The organism is Pseudomonas sp. FSL R10-0399 (genome assembly GCF_009600165.1).
GTDB lineage: Bacteria > Pseudomonadota > Gammaproteobacteria > Pseudomonadales > Pseudomonadaceae > Aquipseudomonas > Aquipseudomonas helleri.
In genome coordinates, this window is sequence record NZ_WIWK01000049.1 from 1 (window position 1) to 16,622 (window position 16,622).

Sequence of the window (16,622 nt, forward strand, 5' to 3'; positions counted from 1 at the left end):
GCGTGCGGCGCGTCTGGCGGCGCGTTCCGGGGCGCATACCATCATTGTGGGTGGTCGCCTGGAGCGTGTGCTGGACCGTCTGAAGGCAGGCGAGCGCCTGGGTACATTGTTGTCGCCTGAGCGTGGCATGCTGGCGGCGCGCAAGCAGTGGCTGGCCGGGCATCTGCAAACGCGCGGCACCCTGGTGCTGGATGCCGGTGCTGTGGCGGCATTGTCCGAAGGGCATAAAAGCTTGCTGCCGGTGGGCGTCAAAGCCGTGCAGGGCGGGTTCCGTCGTGGCGAAATGGTTGTGTGTGTGGCGCCTGATGGACGAGAAATTGCCCGTGGCCTGGCCAACTACAGTGCGGCTGAAGCGCAAAAAATTATTGGGCAGTCGTCTGAGGCGATTGTCAGCTTGTTGGGTTACATGGCTGAACCAGAGTTGGTTCACCGCGATAACCTGATCCTGGTGTGAATTGAGGTGTTGAATGCGCTTGCTTAGCGGTCTGTTGGGTTTGATCTTGGCGGTGCCTTTGTTGGCATCGGCTGAGGAAATTGGCACGGTGTCGACCGTGTTCAAATTTGTTGGGCCGAACGACCGCATTGTGGTCGAGGCATTCGATGACCCGAAGGTGGATGGCGTGACCTGCTACCTGTCGCGGGCCAAGACTGGCGGCATGAAAGGTGGTCTGGGCCTGGCGGAAGATCGCGCTGAAGCGTCATTGGCTTGTCGTCAGACCGGCCCGATCAGCTTTAAAGGTGATTTGAAAGATGGCGAAGAGGTGTTCAAGGAGCGCACTTCGCTGGTCTTCAAGACCATGCAAGTGGTGCGCTTTCTCGACAAGAAGCGCAACACGCTGGTGTATCTGGTGTACAGCGACCGCCTGATCGAAGGCAGCCCGCAGAACGCAGTGACTGCGATCCCGATCTTGCCGTGGCCGCAGCGGTAATAAAAGCGCTAAGTGACTGTGTAGGAGCTGCCGAAGGCTGCGATCTTTTGATCTTTTAACCTCAAAAGATCGCGAGCAAGCTCGCTCCTACAAGGTTCTGGTGAAATCGCAGGCAATAAAAAACCGACCCTAGGGTCGGTTTTTTTAAAAGCTTATCGCTTAAGCAGCAGTCGCAAGGTTCAACGCCTTGACGTGGCCATTCAGGCGGCTCTTATGGCGAGCAGCTTTGTTCTTGTGGATGATGCCTTTATCGGCCATACGGTCGATAACAGGGACAGCCAGAACATAAGCAGCTTGCGCTTTAGCAGCGTCTTTTGCGTCGATGGCTTTAACTACATTCTTGATGTAGGTACGAACCATGGAACGCAGGCTGGCGTTGTGGCTGCGACGCTTCTCAGCCTGTTTTGCACGTTTTTTGGCGGAAGGTGTGTTGGCCACCGTCGAGCTCCTCGAAAGACTTTTGAATTAACAAACAAAATAGGCCGCGAATCATGCCGATGACGACAACTCTTGTCAAGGGCGATTGATTCGAGCCGCTGAGTGGTTGATCGAGGGAGACGGGAGATTTATTTCCGGCGCTTGACCTGTAAACTCGCGAGCTTGGCTCTGTGCTGTTGCGGCGCGCAGTATCGCATAAGTGAACGCTTTGTTCGCCTGCTCTTTCTCTAAAGGCAAAAACTCTTTCAATGAATTTGCTCAAGTCGTTGGCTGCTGTTAGCTCCATCACCATGATTTCAAGGGTTCTGGGCTTTGTCCGGGACACCATCGTGGCGCGCATGTTTGGCGCAGGTATGGCTACGGATGCGTTCTTTATTGCCTTTAAACTGCCCAATCTGCTGCGCCGGATTTTCGCCGAAGGCGCTTTTTCGCAAGCGTTTGTGCCGATTCTGGCCGAATACAAAAATCAGCAGGGCGAGGAGGCCGCGCGCACCTTTGTGGCCTATGTCGCCGGGCTGCTGACGTTGGTGCTGGCCATCGTCACCTTGCTGGGCATACTGGCTGCGCCCTGGGTGATCTGGGCCACGGCGCCAGGGTTTGCCAGCACGCCCGAGAAGTTTGAACTCACCTCAAACATGTTGCGGGTGACCTTTCCTTATATATTGCTGATCTCGTTGTCATCGCTGGCCGGGGCGATCCTCAATACCTGGAACCGCTTCTCGGTGCCGGCGTTTGTGCCGACGCTGCTCAACGTCAGCATGATCATCTTTGCCCTGTTCCTGACCCCGTACTTTGACCCGCCGGTGATGGCGCTGGGCTGGGCGGTGCTGGCCGGTGGCCTTGCGCAGTTGCTGTTCCAGCTCCCGCACTTGAAAAAAATCGGCATGCTGGTGCTGCCGCGCCTCAATTTGCGCGATACCGGCGTATGGCGCGTGATGAAACAGATGGTGCCGGCCATTCTGGGGGTGTCGGTCAGTCAGATTTCGCTGATCATTAACACGATTTTTGCCTCCTTTCTGGTGGCCGGGTCGGTGTCCTGGATGTACTACGCAGACCGCTTGATGGAGTTGCCGTCCGGTGTGCTCGGGGTGGCGCTGGGCACAATCCTGCTGCCAACGCTGTCCAAGACCTACGCCAATAAAGACCGTCAGGAGTACTCGCGAATTCTCGACTGGGGGCTGCGTCTGTGCTTTTTGCTGGTGTTGCCGTGTGCACTGGCCTTGGCGATCCTGGCGGAACCGCTGACCGTCTCGCTGTTTCAGTACGGTGAGTTCAGTGCCCTGGATGCGGCGATGACTCAGCGCGCCCTGATGGCGTACTCGGTCGGTTTGCTCGGGCTGATTCTGATCAAGGTGCTTGCGCCCGGCTTCTATGCGCAACAAAACATCCGCACCCCGGTAAAAATTGCCGTGTTCACCCTGGTGGTCACGCAGTTGCTCAACCTTGTATTTATCGTGCCGCTGCAGCACGCCGGGCTTGCCTTGGCCATTAGCGTGGGCGCGTGCATTAACGCCGGGCTGCTGTTCTGGCAGTTGCGCAAGCAAAAGCTGTTTATCGCCCAGCCGGGCTGGTCGCTGTACCTGTTCAAACTGGTGTTGGCGGTTGCCGTGATGTCGGCGGTGCTGATGGGCTTGATGCACGTTATGCCCGCCTGGGATCAAGGCCATATGCTCGAGCGCTTTATGCGCCTTGGCGGCTTGGTGGCTGCGGGCATACTGGCTTATTTCGGTATGTTGTTGCTGTTGGGCTTGCGTTTGAAGGATTTCGCCCGCAAGTCTCTGATGTAAGGAAAATTACGGTCAAACGTCTATTTTGTCGGTTTGACCTGATTTGCCTTGCGCTGTCGCCTGTCGTCACGGGCCGGGTGTGGTTATAATCGGCCACTTTATGAGCAAGAAGCGCGTTATGCAGCTGGTTCGAGGCCTTCACAATCTGCGGCCCCAAGATCGGGGCTGTGTCGCCACTATTGGCAACTTTGACGGTGTACACCGTGGTCACCAGGCTATCCTGGAGCGGCTGCGTGAACGTGCACTGGAGTTGGGCGTGCCCAGCTGCGTGGTGATTTTTGAGCCCCAGCCGCGCGAATTCTTTGCCCCTGAAACCGCTCCGGCGCGTCTGGCTCGCCTGCGCGACAAATTGCAACTGCTGGCTGACGCCGGGGTTGATCGCGTGCTGTGCCTGGCGTTCAATCAACGTCTGTGCAAGCTCAGCGCGGCCGAGTTTGTCGACACGATCCTGGTCGATGGCCTGGGTGTGCAGCACCTTGAGGTCGGTGACGACTTCCGCTTTGGCTGCGACCGGGTCGGTGATTTTGACTTCCTGCAACAAGCAGGCGTCATGCAGAACTTTACCGTCGAAGCTGCGCAAACCGTTGAGCTGGACGGCGTGCGCATCAGCAGCACCCAGGTGCGTGATGCGCTGGCCAAGGGCGATTTCGCTCAGGCAGAACGCTTGCTGGGCCGCCCGTTCCAGATTGCCGGCACGGTATTGCACGGGCAAAAGCTGGCGCGCCAATTGGGCACGCCAACCGCCAATATCCAGCTCAAGCGTCGTCGTGTTCCGTTGACCGGGGTGTACCTGGTGAGCGTCGAGATCGACGGCAAAACCTGGCCCGGCGTCGCTAATATCGGCGTCAGACCTACCGTAGCAGGGGATGGCAACGCCCATCTTGAAGTACATCTATTGGATTTCGCTGGCGATTTGTATGGCCAGCGATTGACCGTGGCATTCCACCACAAGCTGCGTGATGAGCAGCGTTTTGCCTCCCTGGAGGCGCTCAAGACGGCGATCAATGCGGACGTCGCCGCCGCCCGAGCCTTTTGGCTGGGTCAACCGCTTAAAAAGAGCCTGAAATGACCGACTACAAATCCACGTTAAACCTTCCGGACACAGCCTTCCCAATGAAGGCCGGCCTGCCACAGCGCGAACCGCAAATTTTGCAGCGCTGGGACAGCATTGGCCTGTACGGGAAGTTGCGCGAGATTAGTAAGGATCGTCCGAAGTTCGTACTTCATGACGGTCCTCCGTACGCCAACGGTACGATTCACATCGGTCATGCGCTGAACAAGATTCTGAAAGACATGATCGTGCGTTCGAAAACCCTCGCCGGTTTCGATGCGCCGTACGTACCGGGCTGGGACTGTCACGGTCTGCCTATTGAGCACAAGGTCGAAGTGACTCACGGTAAAAACCTGTCCGCGGATAAAACCCGCGAGCTGTGCCGTGCCTACGCGACCGAGCAGATCGAAGGCCAGAAGTCCGAGTTCATCCGTCTGGGTGTGCTGGGTGACTTCGCCAACCCTTACAAAACCATGGACTTCAAAAACGAGGCCGGTGAAATCCGTGCCTTGGCCGAAATCGTCAAAGGCGGTTTCGTCTTCAAAGGTCTGAAGCCGGTGAACTGGTGCTTCGATTGCGGCTCGGCCCTGGCTGAAGCAGAAGTCGAATACCAGGACAAAAAGTCGTCGGCCATCGACGTTGCCTTCCCGGTTGCCGATGACGCCAAGCTGGCCGAGGCCTTTGGCCTGGCAACCTTGAGCAAGCCGGCGGCGATCGTGATCTGGACCACCACCCCGTGGACCATCCCGGCCAACCAGGCGCTGAACGTGCACCCGGAGTTCACCTACGCGCTGGTCGACGTGGGCGACAAACTGTTGGTGCTCGCTGAAGAACTGGTTGAATCGAGCCTGGCGCGTTACAACCTGCAAGGTTCGGTGATCGCCACCACCACCGGTTCGGCACTGGAACTGATCAACTTCCGTCACCCGTTCTACGACCGCCTGTCGCCTGTTTACCTGGCTGAGTACGTTGAACTGGGCGCTGGCACGGGCGTGGTTCACTCCGCACCGGCTTACGGCGTAGACGACTTCGTGACCTGCAAAGCCTATGGCATGGTCAACGACGACATCATCAACCCGGTTCAAAGCAATGGCGTGTACGTGCCGTCGCTGGAGTTCTTCGGTGGCCAGTTCATCTGGAAAGCCAACCAGAACATCATCGACAAGCTGACCGAAGTTGACGCGTTGATGTTCACCGAAACCATCAGCCACAGCTATATGCACTGCTGGCGTCACAAAACCCCGCTGATCTACCGCGCAACCGCGCAGTGGTTTATCGGCATGGACAAAGAGCCAGTAGCTGGCGAGACCCTGCGTACCCGCGCACTGCAAGCCATCGAAGACACCCAGTTCGTACCGGCCTGGGGCCAGGCGCGCCTGCATTCGATGATCGCCAACCGTCCGGACTGGTGCATCTCGCGTCAACGCAACTGGGGCGTGCCGATCCCGTTCTTCCTGAACAAGGAAAGCGGTGAACTGCACCCACGTACCGTCGAAATGATGGAAGAAGTGGCCAAGCGCGTTGAAGTCGAAGGCATCGAAGCCTGGTTCAAACTGGACGCTGCCGAGCTGTTGGGCGACGAAGCGCCGCTGTACGACAAAATCAGCGACACGCTGGACGTATGGTTCGATTCGGGTACTACCCATTGGCACGTGCTGCGCGGTTCGCACCCGATGGGCCACGAGACCGGCCCGCGTGCCGATCTGTACCTTGAGGGTTCCGACCAGCACCGTGGCTGGTTCCACTCGTCGTTGCTGACCGGCTGCGCCATCGACAACCACGCACCGTACCGCGAACTGCTGACTCACGGTTTCACCGTGGACGAAGCGGGCCGCAAAATGTCCAAGTCGCTGGGCAACGTGATTGCACCGCAGAAGGTCAACGACACCCTGGGCGCTGACATCATGCGTCTGTGGGTAGCCTCGACCGACTACTCGGGCGAAATCGCAGTGTCTGACCAGATCCTGCAACGCAGTGCGGACGCCTACCGGCGTATCCGTAACACCGCGCGCTTCCTGCTTTCCAACCTGACCGGCTTCAACCCGGCTACCGACCTGCTGCCTGCTGAAGAAATGCTCGCGCTGGACCGTTGGGCAGTAGACCGCGCCTTGTTGCTGCAACGTGAGCTGGAGCTGCACTACGGCGAATACCGTTTCTGGAACGTGTACTCCAAAGTGCACAACTTCTGCGTTCAGGAACTCGGTGGTTTCTACCTCGACATCATCAAGGACCGCCAGTACACCACGGGCGCCAACAGCAAGGCCCGCCGTTCGTGCCAGACCGCGCTGTTCCACATCTCTGAAGCGCTGGTGCGCTGGATCGCTCCGATCCTGGCCTTCACCGCCGACGAACTGTGGCAATACCTGCCGGGCGAGCGCAACGAATCGGTCATGCTCAACACTTGGTATGACGGCCTGAGCGAACTGCCGGAAGGCACCGAGCTGGACCGCGACTACTGGGAGCGGATCATGGCGGTGAAGGTGGCGGTCAACAAGGAAATGGAAAATCTGCGCGCAGCCAAGGCCATTGGCGGCAACTTGCAGGCAGAAGTGACCTTGTTCGCCGAAGCTGAACTGGCCGCTGACCTGTCCAAGCTGAGCAACGAACTGCGCTTCGTCCTGATCACCTCCACCGCCAGTGTTGCGCCTTTTGCGCTGGCACCGGCTGACGCTGTGGTCACCGAAGTACCGGGCCTCAAGCTCAAAGTGGTCAAGTCGGCACACGCCAAGTGCGCGCGCTGCTGGCATTGCCGTGAAGACGTGGGCGTGAACCCGGAGCATCCGGAAATCTGCGGCCGTTGCGTTGACAACATCAGCGGCACCGGTGAGGTACGTCACTATGCCTAACACCAGCACTGCCGGGCGCTTCGGGCGCCTGGGCTGGCTCTGGTTGACTGTGCTGGTCCTGGTCATTGACCTGACCAGCAAGGTCTATTTCGACAACGCCTTGCAGATGTACCAGCAAATCGTGGTCATCCCGGACCTGTTCAGCTGGACGCTGGCCTACAACACCGGCGCAGCCTTCAGCTTTTTGGCAGACAGTGCTGGCTGGCAGCGTTGGCTGTTTGCCCTGATCGCCATCGTGGTCAGTGCCGTGCTGATCGTCTGGCTCAAGCGCCTTGGGCGCAATGACACCTGGTTGGCGATTGCGCTGGCGCTGATTTTGGGCGGCGCGTTGGGCAACCTGTATGACCGGATTGTGTACGGTCATGTGGTCGATTTCATTCTGGTGCATTGGCAAAACCGCTGGTATTTCCCGGCCTTCAACTTCGCCGACAGTGCGATTTGCGTGGGTGCGGTGATGCTGGCACTGGATATGTTCAAAAGTAAAAAGTCTGGAGAACCGGCTCATGACTGAGCAACGTATTGGCCAGAACACGGAAGTCACGCTGCATTTCGCATTGCGCCTGGAGAATGGCGACACCGTCGACAGTACATTCGACAAGTCCCCGGCGACCTTCAAGGTGGGTGATGGCAGCCTGTTGCCAGGTTTTGAAGCCGCTTTGTTCGGCTTTAAGGCGGGCGACAAACGCACCCTGCAAATCCTCCCGGAAAACGCGTTCGGCCAGCCTAACCCGCAAAACGTACAGATCATTCCACGTTCGCAGTTCAAGGACATGGACTTGTCTGAAGGTTTGCTGGTGATCTTCAATGACGCGGCCAACACCGAGCTGCCGGGTGTGGTCAAAGCCTTTGACGACGACCAAGTGACCATCGATTTCAACCACCCGTTGTCAGGCAAAACCCTGACCTTCGACGTGGAAATCAAAGACGTTAAAGCGCTGTAATTCAGAGCCCGGCGTGTGCCGGGCCTGATTGGCATTATTTTTCTGCGCGACCCACGAGGCTCAGCATGCACATCAAACTCGCCAACCCCCGTGGCTTCTGCGCTGGGGTGGACCGAGCGATTGAAATCGTCAATCGCGCTCTCGAAGTCTTCGGTCCGCCTATTTATGTTCGCCACGAAGTGGTGCACAACAAATTTGTGGTCGAAGACCTGCGCTCCCGTGGCGCGATCTTTGTTGAAGAGCTGGACCAGGTGCCGGATGACGTCATCGTGATTTTCAGTGCCCACGGCGTTTCCCAGGCCGTGCGTACCGAAGCGGCAGGCCGTGGCCTTAAAGTGTTCGATGCCACCTGCCCGCTGGTGACCAAGGTGCATATCGAAGTGGCACGTTACAGCCGCGATGGCCGTGAGTGCATTTTGATCGGCCACGCCGGGCACCCGGAAGTGGAAGGCACCATGGGGCAGTACGACGCGAGCAATGGCGGCGCGATTTATCTGGTTGAAGACGAAAAAGATGTCGCCAACCTGCACGTCAACAACCCCGAAAAACTCGCGTTCGTAACCCAGACCACCTTGTCGATGGACGATACCAGCCGTGTGATCGACGCGCTGCGTTCGCGCTTCCCGGCCATTGGCGGACCGCGCAAGGATGACATCTGCTACGCCACGCAAAACCGTCAGGATGCGGTCAAGCAACTGGCCGACGAGTGCGACGTGGTCTTGGTGGTGGGCAGCCCGAACAGCTCCAACTCCAACCGCTTGCGCGAGCTGGCTGAACGCATGGCCACCCCGGCTTACCTGATCGATGGCGCCGAAGACCTGCAAAAAAGCTGGTTTGACGGTGTGCAGCACATTGGTATTACCGCAGGTGCGTCGGCGCCTGAGGTGCTGGTGCGCGGTGTGATTCAGCAGTTGCATGCCTGGGGTGCAACGGGGGCAGACGAACTGGCTGGCCGCGAAGAGAACATCACCTTCTCGATGCCTAAAGAACTGCGCGTTCGCTCCCTGATTTAAGCCATGGCGCACAATGCCTGCGTCGCTTGATCGCTGCGCAGGCTGATGCGACCGCTCTTTGCTAGTACCACCTGGTAGTGGCTCAGAGCGGTGTCTGCCTGGCAAATATGCAACGTCCCCGCCTGAAATGCCCCGCCACTTAATAACGGTTCGCCCAGCGGGTTGAACCGCACGTAATGTTTTACCGGCGTATTACCGGCAATCGGTATTTGCGTGTTGCCTTGCTTGTACGCAAGGACCGGGTTGCTCTCATCCAGATGCCCCCGGCCGCTCTGATCCAGAATAATCCTCCAGCCTTTGCTCCAATCGTCTTCCAGTGCGTGCACCACCACATAGTGGTGGCGAACCAGCGCCTCGGTGCGCGCGTTGCGCAAACCGCTGGCCAATTGCTCGGCCGCGACCTGACGGCGTTGCTGTTCAACCAGAACGCCGTAGGCCGGGCCGGCGAATTGCGCGGTAATCGCGACAATCGCCAGCGTGAACAACAGTTGGATCATGCTCATGCCGTGTTGATACACCTTGTCCTCCCTGGACATGCCCTCGCGCATTCCTTGCGCTTGTATCGGTATAGCCCAGCCATGACGTGTGCCGCTCACGCAACGATTTCAGCATGTTTAAAGCGTTATCAGCGTTAGGTAGCTTACCTGAATGGACGATTAGTCCCGGCGCTTTACCAGCCAGATCCTACAAACATGGCCTGTGTACAGGGCTAGGCTTTTGGCAGGTCGACACAGGACGTGTCGGCGAGTGATGGCCAGGGTGGCGCACATGAATCGATCGGATAAACGCCGGCAAAGCGGGGTCACCTTGATTGAGGTGCTGGTGGCGACAGTTATTTTGGCGGGCGGGTTGCTGGGGGCGGCCGCCGTACAGCTGAATGCGCTGAAACACACCGACAGCGCGTTAATGACTACCCAAGCCAGTTTTATTGCCTACGACATGCTGGATCGTATTCGCGCCAACCCTGCGGCTGATTACGCCGGGGCGACTGCCGGAGCGGGGTTGCACAGTGTGCTGGGCCAGGATTTGAGTGACTTCAAGCGCAATGTTCGCCAATTCGGCGGGGCAAGTGCCAAGGGCAGCATTGCGATCAACGAGCGTCAGGTGGCCATCACTCTGCAATGGGACGACACGCGTGCCGGGGGCCAGTGGCAAACATTCAGCCTGACCAGCCAGATCGCATCCGGGTTTGCGATGGGCGCCTCATGACACGTCGCAATGCCGGGTTTGGCCTGATAGAGCTGCTGATCGCCCTAGGGCTGGGCGTGCTGCTGATGTCGGGTGCCACCCAGGTATTTTTGAGTGCCCGTGAGACTTACCTAGCGCAGTATGCCGCCGCCATCGCCCAAGAAGACGCCCGTTTTGTCCTGAGCAAAATCGCGCAGGAAATTCGCATGATTGGCATGTTCGGCTGCCTGTCGGCCGACAGCATCATCAATGCGCCTGCCGTGTTCCAGACGCCTGTTTCATGGCAGGGCGCAGCGGGTTCCAGGTCGTGGCGGTTCGTCAGTGGTGATGTCGGCCTGCAAGGCACCCGGCCGGACTGGACGGTGGTGTCGGACTGTAAACGTTATGCACAGGCCTATGCCGGGCAGCCTGGGCCGCTTGAACCCGGTGAAACCGCCTTTGCATTACGTAACGTTGTTTACTGGTTTGAGAACGGGCAGCTCAAGACTGGCCCGGGTAAAGCGGTGCTGCTGGATAACGTGGCGGCGTTTGAGGTGACGTTTGGTGTCGCCAGTTCGGCAGCGGGGGCATCGGTTCAGCGCTATGAACAAAGCCCAAGTAGTTTGGCCAGTATCCGCAGCCTGAAAATAGCCCTGACACTGCGCGATCCCAAGGCACGGGTAAAGGATCAGACCTACCACCTGGTGGTGGCCCTGCGTAATCGGCTGGGTTAGGGGGAGTTATGCGTGATTACCCGCGTAAACAGTCGGGCATGGTCCTGTTGGTTTGCCTCACATTGTTGCTGTTGCTCAGTGTGCTGGGGCTTACCTCCTTACAGAGCGCCGTGCAGCAAGAAAAAATGGCGGGCAGTGTGTGGTTTGCCAATCACTCGTTGCAGGCCGCGGAAACGGGGCTGCGCATGGGCGAGGCGCAGGTGCAGACGCAGTGGCGTGAGCTGCTGGTATGCAGCGCGCCGGCTCAATGCGTGCCGCCTTTGTCGGCCCGCACGCAGGTCTTGCCCGGCCTGGACCCGCAGTCCGGTGTGCTGTGGCTTAAGGCGCCTGATGGCGTGTTCGGTATTCAAAGCCTGGGTGTGGGCGTAACGCCTGCACACTTGCCGGGTATTGCTTCAGCGCACTTTTACCGTGTGACCGCCGTTGGGGCGCGCGGCCCTTCACGTACGGTGCTGGAGAGCGTTTATGCGCGTTATCAGCCAACAGACAGCGAGGCGGGCGAGCCCGTACGTCAGCAGTTTCGACGAATCATGTGGCGGCAAATCCAGTAAGGTCAACGGTATGAATCGATATGGAGCAGGGTTCACTTTGATGGAGTTGATGATCGTGGTGGCGATCATCGGCATCCTTGGCGCGTTCGCGTATCCGCTTTACAGCGACTCAGTGAAGCGCGGCTATCGCGCTCAACTTGTATTGCTGTTGTCAGAGCAATCCCAAAGTCTTGAGCGTTTTTATGCGAAAAAAGGTTTATACAGTGGGGCGGAAAATGTCAGCCCGGGTAATCAGCACTACCTGATGACCTCTGAGCTCGCCGATCACACCTACCTGTTGACGGCGACACGTCGAGCAGACTCGCCCATGGCGGGAGACGCCTGTGGTGACTACACGTTGAACCACGTGGGCCTGGCAGCCAATACAAACGCCGCCCCGGACCTGACAAGGCAACAGTGTTGGGGGCGCTGACGATTAATGTGCATTTTTTGAGCTGAGTGGATAGATGGCTAAGCAGCAACGAGTGGTGATTGTAGGCGGTGGCGTGATCGGGCTTCTGACGGCGTTTAACCTGGCGGCGGAGGTTGAACACGTGGTTTTGCTGGATCGCAGTGGCGTCGGGCAAGAGTCTTCATGGGCGGGCGGCGGGATTGTCTCGCCCCTGTACCCTTGGCGCTACAACCCGGCCGTCACGGCGTTGGCGCATTGGTCCCAGGACTTTTACCCACAACTGGCCGACCGTCTGTTCACCACCACCGGTGTCGACCCCGAAGTCCACACCACCGGTTTGTACTGGCTGGACCTTGAAGACGAAGAGCAAGCGCAGGCGTGGGCGCAGCGTGAAGGTCGTCCTTTAAGTGCCGTTGAGATTCCGGCAGTTGAACAGGCCGTGCCCGTACTGGGCCGTGGCTACTCGCGTGCGATTTACATGGCGGATGTGGCGAACGTACGTAACCCGCGGCTGGTTAAATCACTGAAAGCGGCGCTGCACGCCATGGCAAATGTGACGATCCATGAACACTGTGAAGTTCAGGGGTTTATCCGTGAGGGCAGCACCATTGCCGGTGTGAACACCGCGCAGGGTGAGATTCGCGGCGACCAGGTGGTGTTGTCAGCGGGTGCCTGGAGCGGTGAGTTACTGGGCCTTTTGGGCCTGGAGCTGCCAGTAGAGCCAGTAAAAGGGCAGATGATCTTGTACAAGTGCGCGCCTGATCTGCTGTCGAGCATGGTCTTGGCAAAAGGCCGTTATGCGATCCCGCGCCGGGATGGGCATATCTTGATCGGCAGTACGCTGGAGCACGAAGGCTTTGATAAAACCCCGACCGACGTAGCGCTTGAAAGCCTTAAGGCTTCGGCCGTTGAGTTGATTCCTGCGCTGGCGGACGCCGAGCTGGTGGGGCATTGGGCTGGCCTGCGACCGGGCTCGCCCGAAGGCATCCCGTACATTGGCCGGGTGTCAGGGTTTGACGGGTTGTGGCTTAACTGCGGGCACTACCGTAATGGCCTGGTGCTGGCGCCAGCATCGTGTCAGTTGTTTGCCGACCTGCTGCTGGGCCGTGAGCCGATTATCGACCCGGCGCCGTATGCGCCGACCGGGCGGATTTAAAGCACACCAACCCGTAGCCGTTGACGAGCCTTGCGAGGCTACGTCCGGCTGCGCAGCAGTCGTAAACCATCCACCTAGGTACTGCGCCAAGATCTTTATGCAACGTGACACGGTGTAAGGGCTGAACCCTAAATGGCCGTGTACATAAAAGCTTCTCTAATCAAGAGCACCCCTCACCCTAGGCCTCTCCGAAGGAGAGGGAACCGATTGGGGGATGCTGAAGATAGTCGGTGGCCTGTTTACTACGTAGCAGTTGACGAGCCTTGCGAGGCTACGTCCGACTGCGCAGCAGTCGTAAAACCAAGATAAAAAGATCGCGAGGCAAGCTCGCTCCTACAAGGCGTGACCAGCGTTGGAGCGAGCTTTTGACTTTAACGGGGGGCTTGTGGGCCTTGCTGCAGGTGCTCTTGTGAGCAGAACCATTGCTGCTGTTTGCTCAGGGCGCGATCGCGTGGCAGGTGCACGCCGCAGTGGGCGCAACGCACCATCGGTTGTGCGCCAGGGTCGGCCGGTTTTTTAGGCGCCTGAAGGCTGGCTTTGTATTTGCGCCAGAACCACACGCCAGCCGCAATCAGAGCAGCCCAGATCAGTAAACGAAGCATGGTTATCCGCTATTCGAGAAAAGGTCAGTCAGTTTAGCCAAGGACTTGGCGGGCGCACAGCAGCAAATCACAGACCAAAAAAAGAGCCCCGAAGGGCTCTTTTTTTATTGCCGAACAATCAGTCGAACAGACCAAAGGTCATGTAGCTGAACCACGAGCGGCTTTTGCTGGTGTCTTCAGGCTCTTCGATGATGTTGCCATCAGCGTCTTTGGCTTTGAGTTCCGACGGAATCGCGTCCTTGGCATCCTGGTATTGCTTCTGGATGTCGAGGTTGGCGCGGGTTTCACCCGGTGGCAGCGGTGTCGACGACTCGATCAGGCCCAGGGTGGCCTTGCTCAACCACGAACGGTTGTCAGACTCGGAAACCTGCGGCACAAACTCACCGTTCACCAGGCTTGGGTGGTTCGGGTAGTTGTCCTTGAGCACTTCAAGGCTGGTGGCAGCCAGTTGGTCGAGGTGCATGCGCTGGTAAGACTCAACCATCACCGCCAGGCCGTCACCGACCGAAGGGGTTTCCTGGAAGTTCTCAACCACATAACGGCCACGGTTGGCAGCTGCGACATAAGCCTGACGGGTCAGGTAGTAGTCGGCTACGTGGATTTCGTATGCCGCCAGCAGGTTACGCAGGTAAATCATGCGTTGCTTGGCGTCAGGAGCATAACGGCTGTTCGGGAAACGGCTGGTGAGCTGGGCGAACTCGTTGTAGGAGTCGCGTGCAGCGCCCGGGTCACGCTTGGTCATGTCCAGCGGCAGGAAGCGCGCCAGCAGACCAACGTCCTGGTCAAACGAGGTCAGGCCCTTGAGGTAGTAGGCGTAGTCGACGTTTGGATGCTGCGGATGCAGGCGAATAAAACGCTCGGCAGCGGACTTGGCCGCTTCCGGTTCGGAGTTTTTATAGTAGGCGTAGATCAGTTCGAGCTGTGCCTGGTCGGCATAACGGCCGAACGGGTAGCGCGACTCTAAAGCCTTCAGCTTGGCGGTGGCACTGGTATAGCTGTTGTTGTCCAGGTCGGCCTGCGCCTGCTGGTACAACTCGACTTCGCTCAAGTTTTCGTCAACGACTTCTTTTGTCGACGAGCAAGCGGCGGTCAGTGCGAGGATGGCGATCAGCAGCAGGTGTTTCACTTGCATGGCGGCTTGCGTCCCTATGACGGCCGCTGTCTTGGGCGGGTCCGTCCTGTTATGATGAGCGCCCCGTGAAAAGCCTCGGGGCAAAAGACGCCGTATTTAACCACAAGCGCGCAGCCGAAACCAAAGGCTTGGCGCGGTCCTGATGAGCATGTCCGAGAAAATTCAACTTCGCGAAGAGGTGCCGTCCGAACTGGGTGGCCAACGCCTCGATCAAGTCGCCGCACAATTATTCGCTGAGCACTCGCGCTCGCGCCTTTCCGCCTGGATCAAAGACGGCCGCCTTACAGTGGACGGAGCCGTCATACGCCCTCGTGATATCGTCCACGGGGGTGCCATTCTGGAGCTGACTGCCGAGCAGGAAGCACAGGGTGAATGGGTCGCCCAAGACATCCCTCTGGATATCGTTTACGAAGACGATGACATTCTGGTGATCAACAAGCCTGCGGGCCTGGTGGTGCACCCGGCTGCCGGTCACGCCGACGGTACGTTGCTCAACGCCTTGCTGCACCACGTGCCGGACATTGTGAATGTGCCGCGTGCGGGGATCGTGCATCGCCTCGACAAAGACACCACCGGTCTGATGGTGGTCGCCAAGACCATCCAGGCGCAGACACAACTGGTTGCACAGTTGCAGAGCCGCAGTGTCAGCCGTATTTATGAGTGCATCGTGATCGGTGTCGTCACCGCCGGGGGCAAGATCAACGCGCCCATCGGCCGTCACGGCCAGCAACGCCAGCGCATGGCGGTCATGGAGGGCGGCAAGCAGGCGGTGAGTCATTACCGTGTGCTTGAGCGTTTCCGTTCCCACACCCATGTGCGGGTCAAGCTCGAAACCGGTCGCACGCACCAGATTCGTGTACACATGGCACACATTAACTTCCCATTGGTCGGAGACCCTGCCTACGGCGGTCGCTTCCGTATCCCGCCGGCAGCGAATGTGAACATGGTCGAATCGCTTAAAAACTTCCCGCGCCAGGCCCTGCATGCGCGTTTCCTCGAGTTGGATCATCCGACGAGCGGTGTACGCATGAGCTGGGAATCGCCATTGCCGGACGACTTTACCTGGTTGCTGACCCTGCTGAAGCAAGACCGTGAGGCTTTTATCGGATGAACACCTTCCTGATTCCTGACTGGCCCGCGCCGGCAGGCGTCAGGGCCTGTGTGACCACCCGTGCGGGCGGCGTCAGTGTGGCGCCGTTCGACAGCTTCAATCTGGGCGACCATGTGGGCGACGACCCCGTCGCCGTTACCCATAACCGCCAACGCTTGACCCATATTTTTGACGTACAGCCCGCCTGGCTTAGCCAGGTTCACGGGGTTGTCGTTGCGCCTGCCACCCCCGGCCAGATCGCAGAGGCCGATGCCAGCTGGACAGCCACCCCCGGCATTGCCTGTACGGTAATGACGGCTGACTGTTTGCCTGCCTTGTTCTGTGATCGCGCGGGCACGCGCGTCGCTGCGGCCCATGCCGGTTGGCGCGGGCTGGCGGCCGGTGTGCTTGAAGCGACAGCGCAAAGCCTCAATGTTGAGCCACAAGACATACTGGTCTGGCTCGGCCCGGCCATCGGCCCCAAGGCCTTTGAAGTCGGCGGCGAAGTGCGTGATGTCTTTATAAAAGACCTGCCCGACGCCGCTGCGGCTTTTGTTCCGAGCGTCAATGAAGGCCGCTACATGGCCGACATCTATGAGCTGGCGCGCCTGCGTCTGGCCCGCTGCGGCATTACGGCGGTGTATGGCGGCGGTTTTTGCACCGTCACCGACCCGCGTTTTTTCTCCTACCGGCGCAGCCCTCGCACCGGTCGTTTCGCCTCGCTGGTCTGGATCGAAACGCCTGCCAGTTGACGTACATCATTTTCTATACGCTTGAAACTCTCGAAACCGCCC

The 16,622-nt window shown here is 58.7% G+C and carries 19 protein-coding genes; 15 read left to right on the plus strand and 4 right to left on the minus strand.

The genetic code is table 11. The features are described from left to right. Both GHO41_RS15270 and GHO41_RS15275 read left to right on the plus strand, forming a co-directional pair. Positions 1-454 (plus strand): PUA domain-containing protein (locus tag GHO41_RS15270; protein ID WP_371928940.1); only part of this gene is annotated, 454 nt, incomplete at its 5' end. A gap of 13 nt (positions 455-467) precedes the next feature. Continuing rightward, positions 468-929, plus strand: a complete 462-nt coding sequence (locus tag GHO41_RS15275) for a CreA family protein (RefSeq protein WP_048367388.1) — start codon at positions 468-470, stop codon at positions 927-929. Positions 930-1,088: 159 nt separating this feature from the next. Here GHO41_RS15275 and rpsT read toward each other — a convergent pair whose 3' ends face one another. Continuing rightward, positions 1,089-1,367 (minus strand): 30S ribosomal protein S20, encoded by a 279-nt coding sequence (rpsT, locus tag GHO41_RS15280; protein ID WP_003443902.1) that lies wholly within the window; start codon positions 1,365-1,367, stop codon positions 1,089-1,091. 248 nt (positions 1,368-1,615) lie between these two features. Here rpsT and murJ point away from each other — a divergent pair, with 248 nt between their 5' ends. From murJ to ispH, 6 genes are all read left to right on the plus strand, one after another. Next, positions 1,616-3,154: a murein biosynthesis integral membrane protein MurJ gene (murJ, locus tag GHO41_RS15285; RefSeq protein WP_048367385.1), complete on the plus strand. Its 1,539-nt coding sequence runs from the start codon at positions 1,616-1,618 to the stop codon at positions 3,152-3,154. 118 nt (positions 3,155-3,272) lie between these two features. Beyond that, positions 3,273-4,223 (plus strand): bifunctional riboflavin kinase/FAD synthetase, encoded by a 951-nt coding sequence (ribF, locus tag GHO41_RS15290; protein WP_048388080.1) that lies wholly within the window; start codon positions 3,273-3,275, stop codon positions 4,221-4,223. After that, positions 4,220-7,051, plus strand: coding sequence for an isoleucine--tRNA ligase (gene ileS / locus GHO41_RS15295; protein ID WP_123751290.1), 2,832 nt, complete (start codon positions 4,220-4,222; stop codon positions 7,049-7,051). The genes ribF and ileS overlap by 4 nt, the downstream gene beginning before the upstream one ends. Next, on the plus strand, positions 7,044-7,562 hold the full coding sequence (gene lspA / locus GHO41_RS15300; protein ID WP_048367375.1) for a signal peptidase II: 519 nt from the start codon (positions 7,044-7,046) through the stop codon (positions 7,560-7,562). The genes ileS and lspA overlap by 8 nt, the downstream gene beginning before the upstream one ends. Beyond that, complete coding sequence (gene fkpB / locus GHO41_RS15305) at positions 7,555-7,992, plus strand: FKBP-type peptidyl-prolyl cis-trans isomerase (protein ID WP_048388077.1); 438 nt, start codon at positions 7,555-7,557, stop codon at positions 7,990-7,992. Before lspA ends, fkpB begins: the two co-directional genes overlap by 8 nt. Before the next feature lie 65 nt (positions 7,993-8,057). After that, positions 8,058-9,005, plus strand: coding sequence for a 4-hydroxy-3-methylbut-2-enyl diphosphate reductase (ispH, locus tag GHO41_RS15310; protein ID WP_048388074.1), 948 nt, complete (start codon positions 8,058-8,060; stop codon positions 9,003-9,005). On the opposite strand, the gene GHO41_RS15315 is transcribed toward ispH, so the two are convergent. Continuing rightward, entirely contained in the window at positions 9,002-9,541 is a 540-nt protein-coding gene (locus tag GHO41_RS15315) for a GspH/FimT family protein (RefSeq protein WP_123751291.1), read from the minus strand. The genes ispH and GHO41_RS15315 overlap by 4 nt on opposite strands. 232 nt (positions 9,542-9,773) lie before the next feature. On the opposite strand from GHO41_RS15315, the gene pilV reads away from it, so the two are divergent. The 5 genes from pilV to thiO are packed head-to-tail and all read left to right on the plus strand — an operon-like array spanning position 9,774 to position 13,004. Further along, positions 9,774-10,214 carry a type IV pilus modification protein PilV gene (gene pilV, locus GHO41_RS15320; RefSeq protein WP_228392647.1) on the plus strand — a complete coding sequence of 147 codons (441 nt, stop codon included), beginning with the start codon at positions 9,774-9,776 and terminating at the stop codon, positions 10,212-10,214. Continuing rightward, complete coding sequence (locus tag GHO41_RS15325; protein ID WP_048367361.1) at positions 10,211-10,906, plus strand: PilW family protein; 696 nt, start codon at positions 10,211-10,213, stop codon at positions 10,904-10,906. Before pilV ends, GHO41_RS15325 begins: the two co-directional genes overlap by 4 nt. An 8-nt stretch (positions 10,907-10,914) precedes the next feature. Beyond that, positions 10,915-11,457, plus strand: coding sequence for a PilX N-terminal domain-containing pilus assembly protein (locus GHO41_RS15330; protein WP_048367358.1), 543 nt, complete (start codon positions 10,915-10,917; stop codon positions 11,455-11,457). 10 nt (positions 11,458-11,467) lie between these two features. After that, positions 11,468-11,869: a type IV pilin protein gene (locus tag GHO41_RS15335; protein WP_153326903.1), complete on the plus strand. Its 402-nt coding sequence runs from the start codon at positions 11,468-11,470 to the stop codon at positions 11,867-11,869. Positions 11,870-11,903: 34 nt separating this feature from the next. After that, a complete protein-coding gene (gene thiO, locus GHO41_RS15340) occupies positions 11,904-13,004 on the plus strand; it encodes a glycine oxidase ThiO (protein WP_153326864.1) in 1,101 nt (366 codons plus the stop codon). A 371-nt stretch (positions 13,005-13,375) separates the two neighbouring features. Here thiO and GHO41_RS15345 read toward each other — a convergent pair whose 3' ends face one another. Further along, on the minus strand, positions 13,376-13,606 hold the full coding sequence (locus GHO41_RS15345) for a PP0621 family protein (RefSeq protein WP_048367351.1): 231 nt from the start codon (positions 13,604-13,606) through the stop codon (positions 13,376-13,378). 118 nt (positions 13,607-13,724) lie between these two features. Beyond that, entirely contained in the window at positions 13,725-14,738 is a 1,014-nt protein-coding gene (locus GHO41_RS15350) for an outer membrane protein assembly factor BamD (protein ID WP_123751294.1), read from the minus strand. A 148-nt stretch (positions 14,739-14,886) separates the two neighbouring features. Between GHO41_RS15350 and rluD the strand changes: the two genes are divergently transcribed. Beyond that, positions 14,887-15,849 carry a 23S rRNA pseudouridine(1911/1915/1917) synthase RluD gene (gene rluD / locus GHO41_RS15355; protein WP_048367800.1) on the plus strand — a complete coding sequence of 321 codons (963 nt, stop codon included), beginning with the start codon at positions 14,887-14,889 and terminating at the stop codon, positions 15,847-15,849. Further along, positions 15,846-16,580 carry a peptidoglycan editing factor PgeF gene (pgeF, locus tag GHO41_RS15360; RefSeq protein ID WP_048367349.1) on the plus strand — a complete coding sequence of 245 codons (735 nt, stop codon included), beginning with the start codon at positions 15,846-15,848 and terminating at the stop codon, positions 16,578-16,580. Before rluD ends, pgeF begins: the two co-directional genes overlap by 4 nt. Positions 16,581-16,622 lie beyond the last annotated feature (42 nt).

Coding starts and splice junctions, on each gene's coding strand:
- lspA (WP_048367375.1), top strand. CDS start 7,044: ATGCCTAACACCAGCACTGCCGGGCGCTTCGGGCGCCTGGGCTGGCTC.
- GHO41_RS15350 (WP_123751294.1), bottom strand. CDS start 14,738: ATGCAAGTGAAACACCTGCTGCTGATCGCCATCCTCGCACTGACCGCC.
- rluD (WP_048367800.1), top strand. CDS start 14,887: ATGTCCGAGAAAATTCAACTTCGCGAAGAGGTGCCGTCCGAACTGGGT.
- murJ (WP_048367385.1), top strand. CDS start 1,616: ATGAATTTGCTCAAGTCGTTGGCTGCTGTTAGCTCCATCACCATGATT.
- thiO (WP_153326864.1), top strand. CDS start 11,904: ATGGCTAAGCAGCAACGAGTGGTGATTGTAGGCGGTGGCGTGATCGGG.
- GHO41_RS15335 (WP_153326903.1), top strand. CDS start 11,468: ATGAATCGATATGGAGCAGGGTTCACTTTGATGGAGTTGATGATCGTG.
- GHO41_RS15275 (WP_048367388.1), top strand. CDS start 468: ATGCGCTTGCTTAGCGGTCTGTTGGGTTTGATCTTGGCGGTGCCTTTG.
- GHO41_RS15325 (WP_048367361.1), top strand. CDS start 10,211: ATGACACGTCGCAATGCCGGGTTTGGCCTGATAGAGCTGCTGATCGCC.
- fkpB (WP_048388077.1), top strand. CDS start 7,555: ATGACTGAGCAACGTATTGGCCAGAACACGGAAGTCACGCTGCATTTC.
- ileS (WP_123751290.1), top strand. CDS start 4,220: ATGACCGACTACAAATCCACGTTAAACCTTCCGGACACAGCCTTCCCA.
- GHO41_RS15315 (WP_123751291.1), bottom strand. CDS start 9,541: ATGTCCAGGGAGGACAAGGTGTATCAACACGGCATGAGCATGATCCAA.
- pilV (WP_228392647.1), top strand. CDS start 9,774: ATGAATCGATCGGATAAACGCCGGCAAAGCGGGGTCACCTTGATTGAG.
- ribF (WP_048388080.1), top strand. CDS start 3,273: ATGCAGCTGGTTCGAGGCCTTCACAATCTGCGGCCCCAAGATCGGGGC.
- pgeF (WP_048367349.1), top strand. CDS start 15,846: ATGAACACCTTCCTGATTCCTGACTGGCCCGCGCCGGCAGGCGTCAGG.
- GHO41_RS15330 (WP_048367358.1), top strand. CDS start 10,915: ATGCGTGATTACCCGCGTAAACAGTCGGGCATGGTCCTGTTGGTTTGC.
- ispH (WP_048388074.1), top strand. CDS start 8,058: ATGCACATCAAACTCGCCAACCCCCGTGGCTTCTGCGCTGGGGTGGAC.
- GHO41_RS15345 (WP_048367351.1), bottom strand. CDS start 13,606: ATGCTTCGTTTACTGATCTGGGCTGCTCTGATTGCGGCTGGCGTGTGG.